Origin of the sequence: Pelagicoccus mobilis (genome assembly GCF_016595505.1) — a bacterium.
Classification (GTDB): domain Bacteria; phylum Verrucomicrobiota; class Verrucomicrobiia; order Opitutales; family Opitutaceae; genus Pelagicoccus; species Pelagicoccus mobilis.
The window spans coordinates 53,869-70,076 of sequence record NZ_JAENIL010000008.1 but is presented as its reverse complement, the minus strand read 5'-3'; the positions used below and the strand labels follow the sequence as shown (position 1 = coordinate 70,076).

General features: G+C 53.1%; 13 protein-coding genes. 7 read left to right on the top strand and 6 right to left on the bottom strand.

The features are described 5' to 3' along the window. Positions 1-43 precede the first annotated feature (43 nt). On the bottom strand, positions 44-1,999 hold the full coding sequence (locus JIN87_RS05660; RefSeq protein WP_200354560.1) for a phospho-sugar mutase: 1,956 nt from the start codon (positions 1,997-1,999) through the stop codon (positions 44-46). A 166-nt stretch (positions 2,000-2,165) separates the two neighbouring features. On the opposite strand from JIN87_RS05660, the gene JIN87_RS05655 reads away from it, so the two are divergent. Continuing rightward, a complete protein-coding gene (locus JIN87_RS05655) occupies positions 2,166-3,860 on the top strand; it encodes a putative manganese-dependent inorganic diphosphatase (protein ID WP_200354559.1) in 1,695 nt (564 codons plus the stop codon). A 312-nt stretch (positions 3,861-4,172) separates the two neighbouring features. Here the strand turns inward: JIN87_RS05655 and JIN87_RS05650 are convergent, their stop codons facing one another. After that, positions 4,173-4,688, bottom strand: a complete 516-nt coding sequence (locus tag JIN87_RS05650; protein ID WP_200354558.1) for a chemotaxis protein CheX — start codon at positions 4,686-4,688, stop codon at positions 4,173-4,175. 197 nt (positions 4,689-4,885) lie between these two features. Here JIN87_RS05650 and JIN87_RS05645 point away from each other — a divergent pair, with 197 nt between their 5' ends. Genes JIN87_RS05645 through JIN87_RS05630 form a run of 4 tightly spaced genes read left to right on the top strand, consistent with a single transcriptional unit; the run spans position 4,886 to position 7,946 of the window. Continuing rightward, positions 4,886-5,635, top strand: coding sequence for a putative 4-mercaptohistidine N1-methyltransferase (locus tag JIN87_RS05645; protein ID WP_200354557.1), 750 nt, complete (start codon positions 4,886-4,888; stop codon positions 5,633-5,635). 11 nt (positions 5,636-5,646) lie between these two features. Next, entirely contained in the window at positions 5,647-6,426 is a 780-nt protein-coding gene (locus tag JIN87_RS05640) for a transporter substrate-binding domain-containing protein (RefSeq protein ID WP_200354556.1), read from the top strand. Between the two features lie 3 nt (positions 6,427-6,429). After that, complete coding sequence (locus JIN87_RS05635) at positions 6,430-7,218, top strand: amino acid ABC transporter permease (RefSeq protein WP_200354555.1); 789 nt, start codon at positions 6,430-6,432, stop codon at positions 7,216-7,218. Further along, a complete protein-coding gene (locus tag JIN87_RS05630) occupies positions 7,215-7,946 on the top strand; it encodes an amino acid ABC transporter ATP-binding protein (RefSeq protein WP_200354554.1) in 732 nt (243 codons plus the stop codon). Before JIN87_RS05635 ends, JIN87_RS05630 begins: the two co-directional genes overlap by 4 nt. A gap of 39 nt (positions 7,947-7,985) precedes the next feature. On the opposite strand, the gene JIN87_RS05625 is transcribed toward JIN87_RS05630, so the two are convergent. Continuing rightward, positions 7,986-8,948 carry a hypothetical protein gene (locus JIN87_RS05625; RefSeq protein ID WP_200354553.1) on the bottom strand — a complete coding sequence of 321 codons (963 nt, stop codon included), beginning with the start codon at positions 8,946-8,948 and terminating at the stop codon, positions 7,986-7,988. Between the two features lie 165 nt (positions 8,949-9,113). Here JIN87_RS05625 and JIN87_RS05620 point away from each other — a divergent pair, with 165 nt between their 5' ends. Continuing rightward, positions 9,114-10,013, top strand: coding sequence for a ParA family protein (locus tag JIN87_RS05620; RefSeq protein WP_200354552.1), 900 nt, complete (start codon positions 9,114-9,116; stop codon positions 10,011-10,013). Between the two features lie 9 nt (positions 10,014-10,022). Here JIN87_RS05620 and JIN87_RS05615 read toward each other — a convergent pair whose 3' ends face one another. Then, positions 10,023-11,015, bottom strand: coding sequence for an aldo/keto reductase (locus tag JIN87_RS05615; RefSeq protein ID WP_200354551.1), 993 nt, complete (start codon positions 11,013-11,015; stop codon positions 10,023-10,025). Between the two features lie 119 nt (positions 11,016-11,134). Here JIN87_RS05615 and JIN87_RS05610 point away from each other — a divergent pair, with 119 nt between their 5' ends. Further along, complete coding sequence (locus tag JIN87_RS05610) at positions 11,135-11,989, top strand: DUF2911 domain-containing protein (RefSeq protein ID WP_200354550.1); 855 nt, start codon at positions 11,135-11,137, stop codon at positions 11,987-11,989. A 78-nt stretch (positions 11,990-12,067) separates the two neighbouring features. Here JIN87_RS05610 and JIN87_RS05605 read toward each other — a convergent pair whose 3' ends face one another. Both JIN87_RS05605 and JIN87_RS05600 read right to left on the bottom strand, forming a co-directional pair. Further along, entirely contained in the window at positions 12,068-12,523 is a 456-nt protein-coding gene (locus tag JIN87_RS05605) for a response regulator (protein ID WP_200354549.1), read from the bottom strand. A gap of 81 nt (positions 12,524-12,604) precedes the next feature. Then, complete coding sequence (locus tag JIN87_RS05600; RefSeq protein ID WP_200354548.1) at positions 12,605-16,111, bottom strand: PAS domain S-box protein; 3,507 nt, start codon at positions 16,109-16,111, stop codon at positions 12,605-12,607. Positions 16,112-16,208 lie beyond the last annotated feature (97 nt).

The window sequence follows — 16,208 nt, the reverse complement described above, 5'->3', positions numbered from 1 at the left end:
ATCGGAAGCGGTCTTTAAAAATGAGAATCAGAACCAGAAAGCTCTAGCTTTCGGCACGCTCGCTAGCATCAGCGAGGATGGCTTCCTTCAGCTCCTCCAAAGTCGCCTTGGTTTTTCCCTTGGTCGCTTCGAGCTCATCCGCGCCAGAAACGTCTTCCTTCGCGAAAATGTAGAACTTGATCTTCGGCTCCGTACCACTTCCACGAACTGCGTAGCGGTATCCATTTTCCAATTCAACGAAGTAGAGGTCCTGCTTTGGAATCTCCTTGCCATCGGGATCGAAGACATCCTCAACACCAAAGTCTGTAAACTTGGCAACCTTGCTCCCCAAGAACTCCGATGGAGGCGCCGCACGGTAGGTTTCGAGGATACGAGCGATCTTCGCCGCACCTGCAGCGCCTTCATAGACGAGCTGGCCGAGCCCTTCCAAGAAGTAACCGTTCTTCAGGTAAATCGCGTCGAGGTACTCGAGCATCGAAGTTCCCTGCAGCTTCAAACTCGCTGCGATTTCGCAGAACAGCGCACACGCTGCATTGGCATCCTTATCACGAACAGTATCGTTTGGAAGATAGCCGTAGCTTTCTTCACCTCCAAAGACGTAGAAAGTACTGTGCTTCTGCAGAAGGTCAGCTCGCTCCTTCAAGGAGAGAGAGTCGTAATCGGCAACCCCGCCCTTTTCACACGCTTCATCCTGGTAGATACGAAGTTTTTCCCCGATCCACTTGAAGCCAGTTAGCGTATTAACAACCTTGATACCATGATTCTTCGCAATGGTATCCTGCAGTGGCGAGGTGACGAAGGTCTTAACGAGAGCGCAGTTATCTCCGCCATTCTGCGGGATCCAGCCCATTTCCTTTAGCTTGGAGATACGGTATTCCGCCATGATGGAACCGATCTGGTTGCCGGTGAGTAAAACCATCTTTCCATCCGGCCCCTTCACGGCTACACCCATGCGGTCCGCATCCGGATCGGTCGCCATGAGCACGTCACAACCGTTTTCTTCAGCGAGCTTCGTGGCGAGCGCAAGCGCTTCTGAGTTCTCCGGGTTTGGCGACTTTACAGTAGGGAAATTGGAATCGAATTCGCGTTGCTCTTCCACAACGAGCGCTTCCAAACCTAGTTTCTTGAGAGCAGGCAAGGTAGCGACAGCACCCGTTCCGTGGATCGGCGTGAACACCGCCTTGAAGTCCGCCTTTTTGAATACGTCCTGATCGATGACGCAATTCGCCACGCACTGCGCGTACGCTTCATCGAGCTCTGGGCCGAGCACGGTCACCTTCGAAAGATCGATCCCGATGTATTCCTGCAAGCCATCGAGCGGCATCGCGTTTACCTGGTCGATGATTCCAGTATCGTTTGGCGGAACCACTTGTCCGCCATCCGAGAAGTACGCCTTAAAACCATTGTCGTGCGGCGGGTTGTGGCTCGCAGTGATCACCACACCGCAAGTAGCGCCCGTGTGACGAACCGTAAAACTAAGCTGAGGCGTGGAGCGCGGACCTTCGTAAATGAAAGCTTCGCCCCCCTTCTTCGCCCAAACAGATGCCGCAAGCTCGCAGAAGAAACGCGAGAAATGACGCACATCATGAGCGATCACGAACTTCGGCGGCGTACTGATGCCTTCGCGATCGTGATACGCTTTAGCGTAAGCGAAAAGGCCGAGAGTCGCTCGAACAACAGTGTACTCGTTCAGCATGTTGGAGCCCACGCCTGGATGAGCGGGACTACCGCTTGTATCCATATCTCCCTTCTCGAGAGTCGTGGCAGTCAAGCCGATCGTGCGGCCGCGCATGCCTCCCGTCCCAAAAGCGATTTCACGGTAGAAGCGGTTGTTTAGCTCGTCCGCATTACCGGAATCGAGCAACTCGCCAATACTCGCCACGGAAATCTCGGACAGGAAACCTCCCGCTAGCCAAGTCTTCATATTCTCGGCAGCCGAGGACAACAATCCTCCGCTCTCTTCAAGTGACGTAACTTTCGCGATAAGATCCTGATTCATCGGCGCCCAATAGATTCCCAAGCTCGCTCGGCTTCAATCTCTTTCGGCGACTCTAGGGGCGCGAAAGTGAAAAATTCCGCTATATGCGGCTTTGCGTCCGCAAAATCCACATTTGGGCATTGAATGGACGACGGAAGGGAGCATGTTTCCAGCGAGCCTACAAGCTATGCCCAGATCTGAACAACAGGAAGTTACTTACGTCATCGGCCACAAGAATCCCGACGCGGACGCAGTTTGCTCCGCAATCGCCTACGCCAATTTCAAAATATTGAGCGGGCAAAAAGGATACATCCCCGCCAGATGCGGCAACACCAACGCCCGTATCGACACCATCCTAGCGAAGTTCAATCAGCCCACTCCCCTCTTCCTCGGCGACGTATCGCCTCGCGTCAGGGACATCATGGTGAGCAACGTCGTCAAGGTCCACGAAGACGCCACCATGTCCGAAGCGCTCCAGCTTATCGACGAGCACGACGTGCGCGTGCTGCCCGTCGTCGACAGCGAGGACATACTCAAAGGCTCCATCTCCATTTTCCAGATGGGCGACTACTTCGTGCCGAAATTCAGTGAGCCGCGCTCCATGCGCCACGTTTTCACCAGCATCTCCGACGTCGCGCACGCCCTCCAAGCCGATGTCAAAAACCTACGCGACGGAGACTCGCTGGAAGACATGTACGTGAAGATCGGGGCCATGGACATTCGTTCCTTCGGGAAGATGTCAGGCTCAGACGTCATCCCAGCCGACCAATCCATCATCATCGTCGGCGACCGTTGGGACATCCAGCAACGCTCCATCCAAATAGGGGTTCGCCTCCTCGTCATCACGGGTGGACTCGGCGTCGATGAGGAAGTCGTCGAACAAGCCCGAGCCAACGGAGTCTCCCTCATCATCAGCCCTTACGATTCTGCCACTACCGCTTGGACAATCCGTACCGCTACCAAAATCAAGAACCTGGTAGACACAAAGTTTAACACCTTCTCCCCCTCCGATCGCATCGCTCGCGTCAGCCGCCGTATCGCCAGCGCCAACGCGCCAGCCTTCTTCGTAACCGAGGACGACGGCAAGCTCGCCGGACTCTTCACCAAAACGGACATCCTCAAGCCCAAGAGCACAAACCTCGTACTGGTCGACCACAACGAGATGACCCAAGCGGTCCCAGGAGCCGCAGAGGTGAACATCACCGAGATCATCGACCACCACCGCCTCGGATCCCTCAACACTCAACAGCCCATCCTTTTCATCAACGAACCCGTCGGCTCCACCTGCACCATCGTGGCCGACCTCTTCAGACGCCACAACCTCGAGCCCACGCCCGAAATCGCTGGCATAATGATGAGCGGAATCATCACCGACACGCTCAACCTTAAAGGTCCAACCGCCACCGAAAAAGACGCGGACATAGTGGATTGGCTCGAGCAGATCGCCGGGATAAAAGCCGCCGAACTCGCCCACGAGCTATTCTCAAGCGGCTCAGTCATCAAGTCGGTCGAACCAGAAGAAGTCGTGATCGCAGACCAAAAGTTCTACGAAGAAGGAGGCGTGCGCTTCTCCGTCGCTCAAATAGAAGAGCTTGGCTTCCAAAATTTCTGGGAAAAATCCGAGGAGCTTTCGGCGGCCCTACGCAAGTTCGCATCAAACGAGGACGTCGCCTTCGCCTGCATGCTGGTAACCGACATCAACCGCCACAACTCCCTCCTCCTCATATCCGGAGACAACGAGTTCATCGAGCGGATCTCCTACCCCGCCGTCGAGAAGGGGGCGATCTACGATCTCCAAGGCGTCGTCAGCCGCAAGAAGCAGCTCATCCCATTCATTTCGAGCACCCTCAAAGGCGTGCCCGTCCCCAGCCAGTCGAACTAGTAGCGAAGGCCCTTTGCTATTGTGTCCGGAGGGCAACGCTCCGTCGTTGCCTACAACCCGAACCAACAGAAACAAGCTTGTCAGGTCACCTCCGTTGAACAGGTGCCTTCGGCATTAGGTCCGTCAGATCCTTCGTTCGTGCAACGAACCCTACGTCGAGCAAAGCGAGACCCTGACAATCCCCAAGCCATGACAAAAACTCAACTTACAGCTTGCATGAGACACAGTTGCTCCGTCGTTGCCAACAACCGGTTTGTTTAAGCTTCCACGGCAACGACAGAGCGTTGCCCTCCAGACACGACTGAAAGCGTCCTAGTTTTCCGCAAGTACGAGATCGGCCACTATCTCGTCTCCTTCGGAAAGAAAATTGTGCCGTAGGTGCTTCACGACACCCAAGGTCGATATGTAGAGCTCGTCCCCACTCAAAACCGTGGGGATCGTCAGTACCGAATTATAGTCCCGGTCCGCCAATGCGTTTTTGAATCCGCCCGCAAAAACGTTAGTCAGCTCTCCACAAACGTCGGAGATGATTTCGAAATCGAGATCGTCATCGTCCAGGCCGGTGATCTTCTTCGCTGCCGCCTCAGCAAAATGCGACTTCATGTAAAGATAGATCACGCCATTGACCGTTCCCACAAACCCAACGGAGCCCACAAAGATCATGCTCATTTCGGCACCACCCAGATTCGGGAAAGGAGCTTTCACTCCAGAATGGTCCGAAGCTCCTTGAAACTGGACCTCGCTGCTGAGCATCGTCTCAAAAACGTTAGAGAGCGCGGTGGAAGTGAGCTGATTTAGCTCCTCGTCTGGTATATCGGGTAGACTCATGGGATCTGAGGTACAAATCGTCTTTAGAATCAACGAGTTGAGCAACGATAAAGATAGCAAGCAGAAGATCCTTTGATTTCGACTTTTTGCCAATTATTTCAATTTCTCAGTCCGCAATCCCAGCAAGCCTGACTTCGTTCTAACCACGAACCGTTACCTCGCGTAAAAACCTAGCCTTCGGGCCAAACTACTCACGCATGCCTACCACCGACAGCTTCTACGAAACCGATAAAGCCATTTCAGAGTATCTGCTTTTCCATTACGGATCTCCTGAATACTTCAACGGACCAAGCGAATCGCTAGACTTCGCAAAACGTTGCGCTCAACTGGCAAACCGCCACCCGGTCAAACACAGCCGGGCTCTCGACCTAGGCTGCGCGGTAGGTCGAAGCGCTTGCGAACTCTCGGCTCTTTTTGAAGAGACCATCGGCATCGACTTCTCTCACGGCCTCATCGAAGCGGCAGAACGCATCAGCAATGGCACCTCGATCGAAGCTCAAATCACCATCGAAGGAGATTTGAGCGAGACCGTGACACTCGCCCGCCCCCAATCAACTCGCCCGGAACGACTGAGCTTCCAACAAGGGGACGCCATGAACCTCCCGCCCCAGCTTGGGGCTTTCGACTTTATCTTAATGGCCAATCTGATCGATCGGCTCCCAGATCCAGCAAGGTGCCTCAACATGATCAGCACACACCTCAACGCGGGCGGAATTCTCGCCATCACCTCTCCCTACACCTGGCTCGAAGAGTACACCCAAAAAGAAAAGTGGCTTGGAGGTTTCCGAGAAGACGGAAAAGCCGTGAGGAGTTACGAAACCTTGCAACAGATCCTATCGAATCAATTCGATGAACTCGAAGCCCTCGACATGCCCTTTCTGATCCGCGAGCATTCCCGAAAAAACCAATACAGCATCGCCCAAGCGACTCTCTGGCGAAAACGCTAGGCATTCATCAAATGAAAAACGTCCTCCTCCTCGCTCTTCTCAGCCTTTTCCTCACTTCCTGTTCTTCAGGCCCGGAGGACAATACCTTGGTCGTCGGTATGGAACTGTCCTACCCTCCATTCGAAATGTCTGACGAGAATAACGAACCAGCCGGAGTGAGCGTCGATCTCGCGAAGGAACTCGGCAAACATCTCGGTCGCCCCGTCAGAATCGAAAACATCGCTTTCGCCGGACTCATCTCGTCACTAAAAACCGGCAAGATCGACCTCATCATCTCCTCCATGACCGCGACCGAGGAGCGAGCCCAATCGATCGATTTCTCGACTCCTTATCTAGAGACAGGCCTCTGTCTACTCGTATCCAAACAATCTGACATAAATTCGATCGTGGACGCTGACAAAAGCGGAAACGCCATTGCTGTAAAACAAGGAACGACCGGACACCTCTACGCGATCGACCACGTAAAGCACGCGACAGTGCTCCCCCTCGAAAAAGAAACAAGCGCAGTCGTCGAGGTCACCCAAGGCAAGGCCGACGCTTTCATCTACGACCAGATGTCCACGTTCAGAAATTGGAAACGGCATCCGGACACGACACGCCCGATTCTAAAGCCTTTCAAAACGGAACACTGGGCCATCGGAATCCGCAAAGGCAACCAAGAGCTCGTAAACTCGGTGAACGCCTTTCTCACGAAATTCAAAGCGGACGGCGGCTTCGAAGAATTAGGCGACCGCTACCTCTCCGAGGAAAAGAAAGCTTTCAAGGAGCTCGGTTATCCCTTCCTATTCTAGCCGGTGAAAGGACTCCTGATTCAGGAAGGGGATCAACCCAACCAACCGACACGCAATCTGGGCGTAGTGCTCAGCTTTGCGCTAGCCCTTTCATTTCTCTGCCTTCTCGCTTTCGCAGCGTTTGCCTCTCTTGATTACAACTGGAACTGGAGCTCCGTCTACAAGTATCGGACAAAATTCATTGAAGGTTGGCTGGTAACAGTTGGCGTGTCCGCAGCCGCATTGATCACGAGCTGCCTGATTGGAGGAATCTCCGCTCTTGCCACGCGTTCTCGTTTTCTTCCCCTACGCTACTTGTTTAAAATCTATGTAGAAGTTACCCGTGGAACGCCCCTGCTCGTTCAGATGCTCATGATTTTCTACGTATTCGCCGATGCGATACATCTCGAAAATCGCTACATCGTCGGCATTCTCATTCTCTCTCTTTTTAGCGGAGCCTATGTCTCCGAAATATTTCGAGCCGGCATCGAATCCGTTGGCAGCTCTCAACTCCTTTCGGCAAAATCCATCGGCTTCACCCCCTACCAAACCTTCCGCTACGTCGTATTTCCGCAAGCCCTCAGGCGCAGCCTTCCAGCTCTCGCTGGACAATTCGCAAACCTGATCAAGGACTCCTCGCTCCTCTCCATCATAGCCATCAGCGAGTTCACGCTAAACGCTCAAGAGGTGAACACCTCGACTCTAAGCGCCTTTGAGAGCTTTTTCCCCCTAGCCATAGGCTACCTCATTCTGACGCTTCCCATCTTCCACCTGTCTCGACGCCTCGAAAAGCAGCTCGCATTCGATTCATGAACCTCTCGCTTAAAAATGTCAGCAAACGCTACGGCGAGTTTTCCGCGTTGAAGGGACTAAACCTTGAACTCGACTCAAGCCGTTGCCTCACCCTCATCGGCCCCTCTGGAGGAGGGAAATCCACCACGCTTCGCCTGATCGCCGGTTTGGAAAAAGCAGATAGCGGACAAATCTCCCTAAACGGCCAACTCCTAGCAAACGATGAACGAAAGCTCCTAGAATACCGCAAATCGATCGGCGTAGTCTTCCAAGCATACAACCTGTTCCCTCATCTCGACGCCCTTACCAACATAACCCTCCCCCTCGAGAAAGTCCACGGTTTCAACAAAACAGCCGCCCAATCACGAGCAAACGAACTACTCGACCGCCTCCAGCTCTCAGAACACAGCCACAAGAAGCCGTCCGAGCTTTCCGGCGGTCAAAATCAACGCGTCGCAATCGCGAGAGCCCTAGCCCACGACCCTGCCCTTCTACTCTTCGACGAACCCACTTCCGCCCTCGACCCCAACATGAGCGCGGAGGTCCTCGACGTAATTGAAGAGCTAATACAGGATGGCACAGACTGCATCGTCGTAACCCACCAGATGAGCTTCGCAAAACGCGTGAGCGATTCCATCGCCTTTATCACAAACGGCGAAGTCGCCGAATACGGTTCCAGCTCAGACATCTTCGATACACCAAACACGCCAGAGCTGCGAAACTTTCTTGAGCAAGAACTCAAGTACTAGGCGACCTTGAAAATGTAGACAGGAGAGTTCGCCTTTCGCTTACAGCCCCTTGAAGTAGCTATCTAGAAGCGATACCTTCTTCTTTTTCTTCTTCGGTTTCGTCGGGCTCGGCTCCGGCTCTGCAGCACTCTCCACCGACTTCGGAGCTTCGTTTTCTTCGGGTAATCGGATCGCCTCCGGTTCCGCTTTCTTTTCCTCGTTTTCCTCAGACTTAGCGACTTTCGAAAGAACCCGAGACGGCTGCGTCTTTGGCAAACTCTGAATATCAACCACCGAACCGATTCTATCGACCAATTCCTCCGCAGCCATGATCACCTCCGCATCCGAGATAGGCTCCGGAGCTTCACCTAGCAAATCGCCGCTTTGCTCGATCAGATCTTCTTGAGAAGCAGATCCTTCCTCTTCTGGCAATTCTTCAGAAATCTCACCGGCTTCAACTCCCTCAGGCGATTCCACGACCTCCTTGGCGGCAACGGTTTCTTCTGCAGATTGAGATACTGGCTCTTCCTCCGCCTCCAGCTCCACTTCAGACGAAGAGTCAACATCGACTTCAGCTTCGACCTCAGCCAAAATGGGTTCATCTACATCGGCTTCCCCATCCGAAGCTTCGAACTCTTCAGTCACCTCAGCCTCAGGTGTCGCTTCAACCTCAGTCGGCAAATGCTCACCTGGCTCCGTATCCAAACTCCGGATAGGCTCTTCGGCCTCCGTCAAAGTCTCGGAAACAGGATCCGCGGGAATCTCAAGTAACGACTCCGGCGTCTCTTCAGTCTCAACTGGCTGTAATTCGTTTTCAGATACTAGCGAAGACTCGAAACTCTCCATATCAAACGCCGGCTTCATATCGGGCTCGGCTTCAACGCTCAATTCCTCCGGGGCCGCAGTCACTACCTGCTCCACAACTAGCCCTTGCTCAATCGCTTTAGCTTGCAATTCGTCCGAGCGGCTTCTGCGCGCCGCCATTTCAGTGAAAATGGATCCGTCTGTATTCGAGTCTGCCATCAAGAAAACAAAATCAGTGTAGATGAGGCGGCCAATCTGTAAACACTTGATCGCCACCACCTCGATTAAAGAATTGTTAAAGCCAAGCGAGACAGCATTTTATTTTGCGAGCAACGCAGTTCTCGACTCCACTTCGAGCGGACTGTCACACATACGAAATTAGACATGGCACAGAAAATAAGCTTTCTGAACATCAAGGGCGGCGTAGGAAAAACATCTCTCCTCGTGAATATGGGAGCCTGCCTCGCTTATATGGGACGACGCGTCCTGATCGTCGACTTCGACGCTCAAAGCAACGCGAGCATCTGGCTCATGCGACTCGATCGTTGGAATGGCTTAAATAAAACCCCTGAGAAATTTCTGCTCAATCTTTTCAAGGACCCGTCCGCCAAGATGTCCGACTGCATTCAACGTAGTCCCATCCGCGATACAGACGGAGATGAGATGCTCCCACGCCTCGACCTTGCACCAGCCTCCTTCACACTCATGGACCTCGAGCACGAGGTGCCGCAAATCGAGAATAAACCCTTCTATCGCCGTTTCTACGAAGCCTTGAGCGAGGTCGAGGACGACTACGACTTCATCCTCTTCGATTGCCCCCCAAACTTCTTCTACACCACCCAATGCGCCCTATTCGCATCCGACCACGTACTCGTGCCATCCAATCCTGACGCGCTGAGCATCATCGGATTTCACCTCCTCGTGGACAAACTCGCTCGCTTCAAGACCGACACCGAGACGCAACGCCTTTCAGCAGGATCCCCATCACCCGAAATCGTGGGCATCGCCCTCAATGCAGTGAAACCGGGCACCAAAATCCACGTGCCACTCGAACGCTTCAACTCCCAAATCGACCGCTTCAAGACCCAAGGCAAGGTCTCGGAAAAGACTCACATCTACCCAGACCTTGTCAGACATTCGGTAACGGTAGGACGTGCCGTAATGCTCGGTATTCCAACCGTACTCATGTCAAAGCAAGACGCTTCGATCAACCTCGCCGAAGATTACATCAAGCTAACAAAGCACCTGCTCGAACAACTCGGCGACGCCGAAGCGGAAGCCTAGCACAGCGTCCTAGGCGAGCTCTGTAACAATTTGATCGATACGGGCAAGCTCCTGCTCCGAAAACGAAAGCTTCTCCGTAGCCGCGACGTTCTGGGCAATCTGCTCCGTCGAACTCGCCCCAATCAGGGCTGAAGTCACGACCCGCTTTCTCAAAACCCACGCAATCGCCATCTGGGCGAGCGATTGGCCACGCTCACCGGCAATTTCATTGAGAGCTCGAGAAAGCCTCTGCCAATTCAAGGCCCTCTCTTCGGTCAAGAAATGCCCTCTTGTCGCACGAGACTTGGATGGAATCCCATCCAAATACCTCCCACCCAAAATCCCTTGCTCCAAGGGACTGAATACGATCGCCCCCATTTCGAGCGCCTCCAGGCAATCGAACAATCCGCCCTCCGGCCCCCGATCAATCATATTGTATCGCGGCTGGTGAATCAGACAACGAATTCCACGACGCCCAAGCTCCTCGTAAGCCAACCTCGTTTGCTCTGGATCGTATTTCGACAAACCCACGTACAAGGCTTTTCCGGAACGGACTGCGTATTCAAGAGCATCCACCGTCTCCTCGATCGGCGTCTCAGGATCCGCCCGATGCGAGTAAAAGATATCGAGATACTCCACTCCAAGACGCTGAAGACTCTGGTCCAGACTGGCAACCATGTACTTCTTCGATCCCCAGTCTCCATACGGCCCCTCCCACATCGTATAGCCCGCCTTCGAAGAGATGATCAGCTCATCGCGATAGGACGCCAGATCCTCCTTGAGGATCTTGCCGAAATTGCTTTCCGCCGACCCGGGCAGCGGACCATAGTTATTCGCCAAATCGAAGTGGGTAATCCCCTTGTCAAATGCAAAGAGAGCGAGCTTCCGAGCATTGGCATAATCGTCCTCGCTGCCAAAGTTATGCCAAAGCCCCAGCGAAATGAGAGGAAGTTTAAGACCGCTGCGTCCACAGCGATTGTATTCAATTTGCTGATATCGATCTTTGGCTGGTAGGTGTTTCATCAGAATGCAATTGAAGACAGACTTATTCGTTGGTATTTCAACAGGGAAATACAGAGGGATGGTGTACACCTTCCTACCCCTCTTGAGGAATTCCTAAAAATCTTGAACCCCTAATAACCATGATCCTTCGCTCTATAAAGAACCTTTACCGTTCTTCCTTAAGCCTCCTCGCCGCCACTCTCCTCGGCGTCCTGACGGCAGACGCCCAGATGACCACGGTACCACAAGTCAGTCCCGCAGCCAGCGTCAGCCAGACAGTCGGCATTACCAAGTTCACGGTCGACTACAGTCGCCCCAGCGTCAACGGTCGCCCAATCTGGGGCAAGCTCGTCCCCTACGGCCTCAGCAATCTAGGATGGGCGGGAGCCACTTCCGCTCCGTGGCGGGCCGGAGCCAATCAAAACACCGTGCTCACCATCGCTCACGACGCTCAAATCGAGGGGAAGAACATCCCGGCCGGCAGCTATGGACTGCATCTGATCGTCGAGGAAAACGATGACGTCACCGTAATCCTCTCGAAAGACTATCAAGCCTGGGGCAGCTATTTCTACAATCCCGAGAACGACGCCTTGCGCGCCAAGGTCAAAGCCACCGCCGCCGAACATACCGAGCAACTCACCTACAGCTTCTCCAAAGTCGGTAAAAACTCCGCCATCCTCTCCCTGAACTGGGAAAAGAAGCAAATCCCGATCAACGTTTCCGTCGATACGGACGCGATCATGGTCGAGTCACTCAAAGCTGAAATGAGCAACGCAGTCGGCTTCCGCTACCAGAATGTGATGGATGCCGCCAACTACCTTTTGGCCAACGAGCTGGAACTTGAACTCGCTCTCGAGTGGGCAGACGTCGCCATCAACCGTCCTTGGGTGGGACGTAAACTCCCAGAAACCTATGAGCTGAAGGCCAAGATCCTCGACAAGCTCGGTCGCGATCAAGAAGCCGCAGAAGTTCGAGCCAAAATCAAAGAGCTCTAGAACAACACCTCGAATCGAGAAAAAGAAAAGGGATGGTCCGCTTCGGCCATCCCTATTTCATGTCTTAAACTCTATCAACTACTCCTCTTCCGAGTCGGAAGGAGGCAAGGTAACCACCCGCACCCAAAAGTCCTCGATCATTTCTACCACCCCCATGAACTTTCGCAGATCCACAGGTTTTGTGATGTAACAATTCGCGTGCAGCTCGTAGCTCTTGAAAATGTCCTGATCCGCATCCGAGGTCGTCAAAATAACCACCGGCAGCGACTTAAACTCATCCATCTCGCGAATCTCCTTCAACACCTCCGCCCCATTCAGCTTAGGCAAATTTAGATCCAACAATACCAGATCAGGGCGCGTGCGTCCGGCATACTCCCCCTCTGCTTTCAAATAGGACAACGCTTCTTCGCCATCCCTAACCACGTTTAGGGAGTTGGCCAGCTTCGCTTGTTTCAACGCGATTTGGGTCAGCCGGATATCGGCTTCGTTATCTTCCACGAGCAACATCTCGATCGGGCGGGCATTCTCAGTCATACTTCGCTTTTTCTCTTCTAAGGGGTCTAAGTCAAGGGTTTGAAGCTGTTTACAAACCAATAGCAGCTTTTTCAAAAAACGCTAATTCGAACCGTTAATCGGAAAGGCCAAAAAGAAGCGGCTTCCCTCGCCTTCCTCAGATTCCAGCCATACGTAGCCGCCGTGGCTCTGCATGATTTTCTGTACCATGGAAAGACCGATTCCGCTCCCTTCGTATTCCCCAGAAGGATGCAATTTCTGGAAAATCGAAAAGATCCGCCTCTGGTACTTTTCCTTGATTCCAATCCCATTGTCGCCCACCTCCACCACAACATACGCTCCACTCTTCGCCTCTTCCACTCCCAAAGCGCCAGAGTCCATAAAGGAGCTCGATACCGAAACCTCTGGAGTCGAGGTACGATTGAACTTGATCGCGTTGCTAAACAAATTCTGGAACACCAACGATACCTGATTCAAATCACCTGTCACAGACGGCATCGCGTCATCCAGTTTGAATACGGCTCCCGTTTCCTCGATCCGAGTCTTCAGATCCGAAAGCGCCATCTCCACCGCCTCACGCAGCTGAACCTCAGCCGAACTCTTAAGCTTCGAACTCAGCCGGCTGTAGCGAAGCAGGCTCCGAATCATATTCTGCAAACGCGTGACCCCAACCAACGTGAAGTCCATGTACTCGTTCGCCTCCTCGTCCAGCTGCGGACCATACTGTTCCTTCAGGAGACTGATAAAACTCGAAATCGTACGCAAAGGCTCCTGAAGATCATGAGAACTCAGATAAGCGAAATTCGATAGCTCTTCGTTCGCGGATTTCAACTCGATCACCGCATCCGAGAGCTCTTCCTCCGCCCGCTTCCGATCGTCTATATCCTGAATCGTGCCCGTCATCCTCCGAACGTTCCCCTCTTCATCCAATAGCACCATCCCACTACCCGAAAACCAACGATACACCCCATCCTTACACCGAAGCCGGTAATCCGAGGAAAAGATGCCCCCTTCATGCAGACTCGCCATCGCCCGATCCAAAGTGGCTTCCTTGTCATCCGGGTGAATCAGTTTCTCGAAGGTCGACAGACTCGATTCGATCTCGTCAGGCTTGTACCCCAACAACTCAAAATACTTCGGAGACCACCAAGCCTTCTGTCCTGCAATGTCATACCAGTCCCAAATTCCGACGCTCGCGCCCTGGGCCGCCAACTGAAAACGCTCCTGGCTATCCTTAAGCGCCTGCTGCGACGCGAGGCGAGACGAGATATCAGCGACAGAAACCATGACGCAAGGACCTGACGCGAGATCCAATCCCTTGAACACAATCTCGATCGGCACAACTCTCTCGTCCGGACGCTTAGCCAACAAACTTCCATCAGAGCCAAACTGCAGCTCAGCCCCTCTCGCCATCTCGTTCTTGAACATTTCCCGCAAGGCAGACAACTGTGCATCCTCCAAGAATCGCTCAAACGAAGCGCCGATCAACTCGCTTCTCCCGTATCCAAAAATACGTTCCGCCTCCGTATTCATCAATTGGACACAAACATCGCTCCCAACAATCACCATTCCAATCGGAGCCGCTTCAACAGCCGTACGAAACTCCTGCTCCGCCTTTTTCAACGCATTCTGAACCTCCACCAGCTCCGTAATATCCGTCACCACCGCGATCACGCCACGCTGCCGATTCGACAACTCATAAGGCAGCTTATCCACACTTGACCAACGCTGTTGCCCCTCTCGAGACGTGAACGGTTGAATATAACCTAGCTTCGGGACACCGCTTTCCATTACAGCGAGATCGTCCTCATAGAATTGGTCAGCATCCTCGGGAAAGAGCTCCTTAACCTCCATCCCTTCAATCTGATCCACACTCATATTCACCGAATCCGCAGCCGCACGATTCGCTCTTAAAATAACGTTCTGGTCGTTTTTGAACCAGATATACGCCGGCGTTGTATCCAAAATTAAACGCAGTTCATCCGTCTGCCTGTTTAACTGGTTCAGCATTCGCTCGCGCCGCATCAACCCCTCGACCCAGCGAGCCATCATTCGCACGCTATCGATCTCGAATTGAGAAAACTGCTTCCTCCTCGCTTCCGGAGCGCTAAAATTGATCGTTCCCACAATCTCTCCCCCGAGTCGAATCGGCGCGGCGATATAGCTCTCGAGCTGTACATTCGCATAACACTTCAGATCTCGCCAACTGGTCCCGCCCATATGGGTCGTAGCGATGCTACGCCCGGTCATAACCACAATATTGCAGTAGACATCCTCGAGCGGAAACGACTCTCCCGCATTAAAGTTCCCAGTTGTATCGAAAACCTGCTCGATACGGTAAGAAGTCCCCTCGATTCTTGAAAGCACCCCCGTTCTCAACCCCAAGACCTCGCAAGTATCCTTCAGCGCCGCCAGTATCCGCTCCTCAAAATCGGTCGCCTCCCAATTACCGATTTCCAACAAACGCTTCATCAATCGCTCACTCGCCTGCCTAGCCTCCTGCAAGTCGACCAACTCCGTGATATCAGTCACTAAAGCCACAACCCCCGTCACCTTCCCATTCGAATTGACGTAAGGGATCTTGTCCGTACGAATCGTGCGAGCGGGCCCATTCTGAGGGGAGTAACTCTCGATGTATCCAAGTTTTGGTTGCCCACTCTGGATCACTTCCAAATCATCCTTGTAATAATCCTCAGCATCTTCGGGAAAAACCTCCCTCACCGCCTTCCCCTCCAGCTCCTCGATACTCATTCCTACCGATTCCGCACCAGACTTATTCACCCGCAGGATGTTGTTCTTGTCATCCTTGTACCAAATGTAGGCAGGAAGCGTATCCAGCAGATTCCTTAATTCTTCGCTACTCTTTTTCAGCTCCCGACGTTGCGCATCCACAAGCGAGACGAGCTCGGTATAACGAGCAGTCAGCAACTGGATCTCATCCCCCTCCGCCTTGAAGTCCGTTCCCTCACCCGAAACTTTGTTAATCCGACTCTCCATCTCCTCCGCCAATCGAGAAAGCGGACGGAACACAATGCGACCGTGCTCACGATACGTGTAGAGAACAAACGCTACAAAAACTCCGAACCCCAACAAAAGAAACGACCGGTAGCGCTCCAGTTCGTACAACCAATCCCTAGAAATCTGGCGACGCACAACCACGAGTATCCAGTTATCGGCGACATCAGAATCGATCGCAAAATACTGATAGGTAAATGCATCTTCCGCAACGCGATGAAACCCACCTGCCATTTCCACAGCCAATGACAAGTCCACGCTCGGCAAATCACTCACATCCTTCCAATTCCCACCTGGCAAGAGTCGTCCCTGTCCTTCCACAAGCTCCGGTTTCGATCCGGACAAAGCAAGGAGTTCAGGCCTTCCCCTCCAACTTGAAAGACTCTCCTGGAGAGCCACCATCCGCATGGCACGCTTGGGAGACTCAACCACGTGCAACGCAAGCTGAGCGATCAGCTTGTCCTCCTTCTCCAAATCAGCCTCCGATATCCGACGGGCGATTTCCAAGCCAATCAAAAACGAAAGTACGATCGCCACGAATGAAGCGAAGGCCAACTTAAGCGAAATGCGATTTTGAATATGGCGGACGACCATCTACGTATCCACTGTCGTTATACGATGAACAGGCAAGAGAAGCCGATACATTGTCCCTCGATGTCAGCACTGTCAAACCCGCGATGGGAGAACGAAA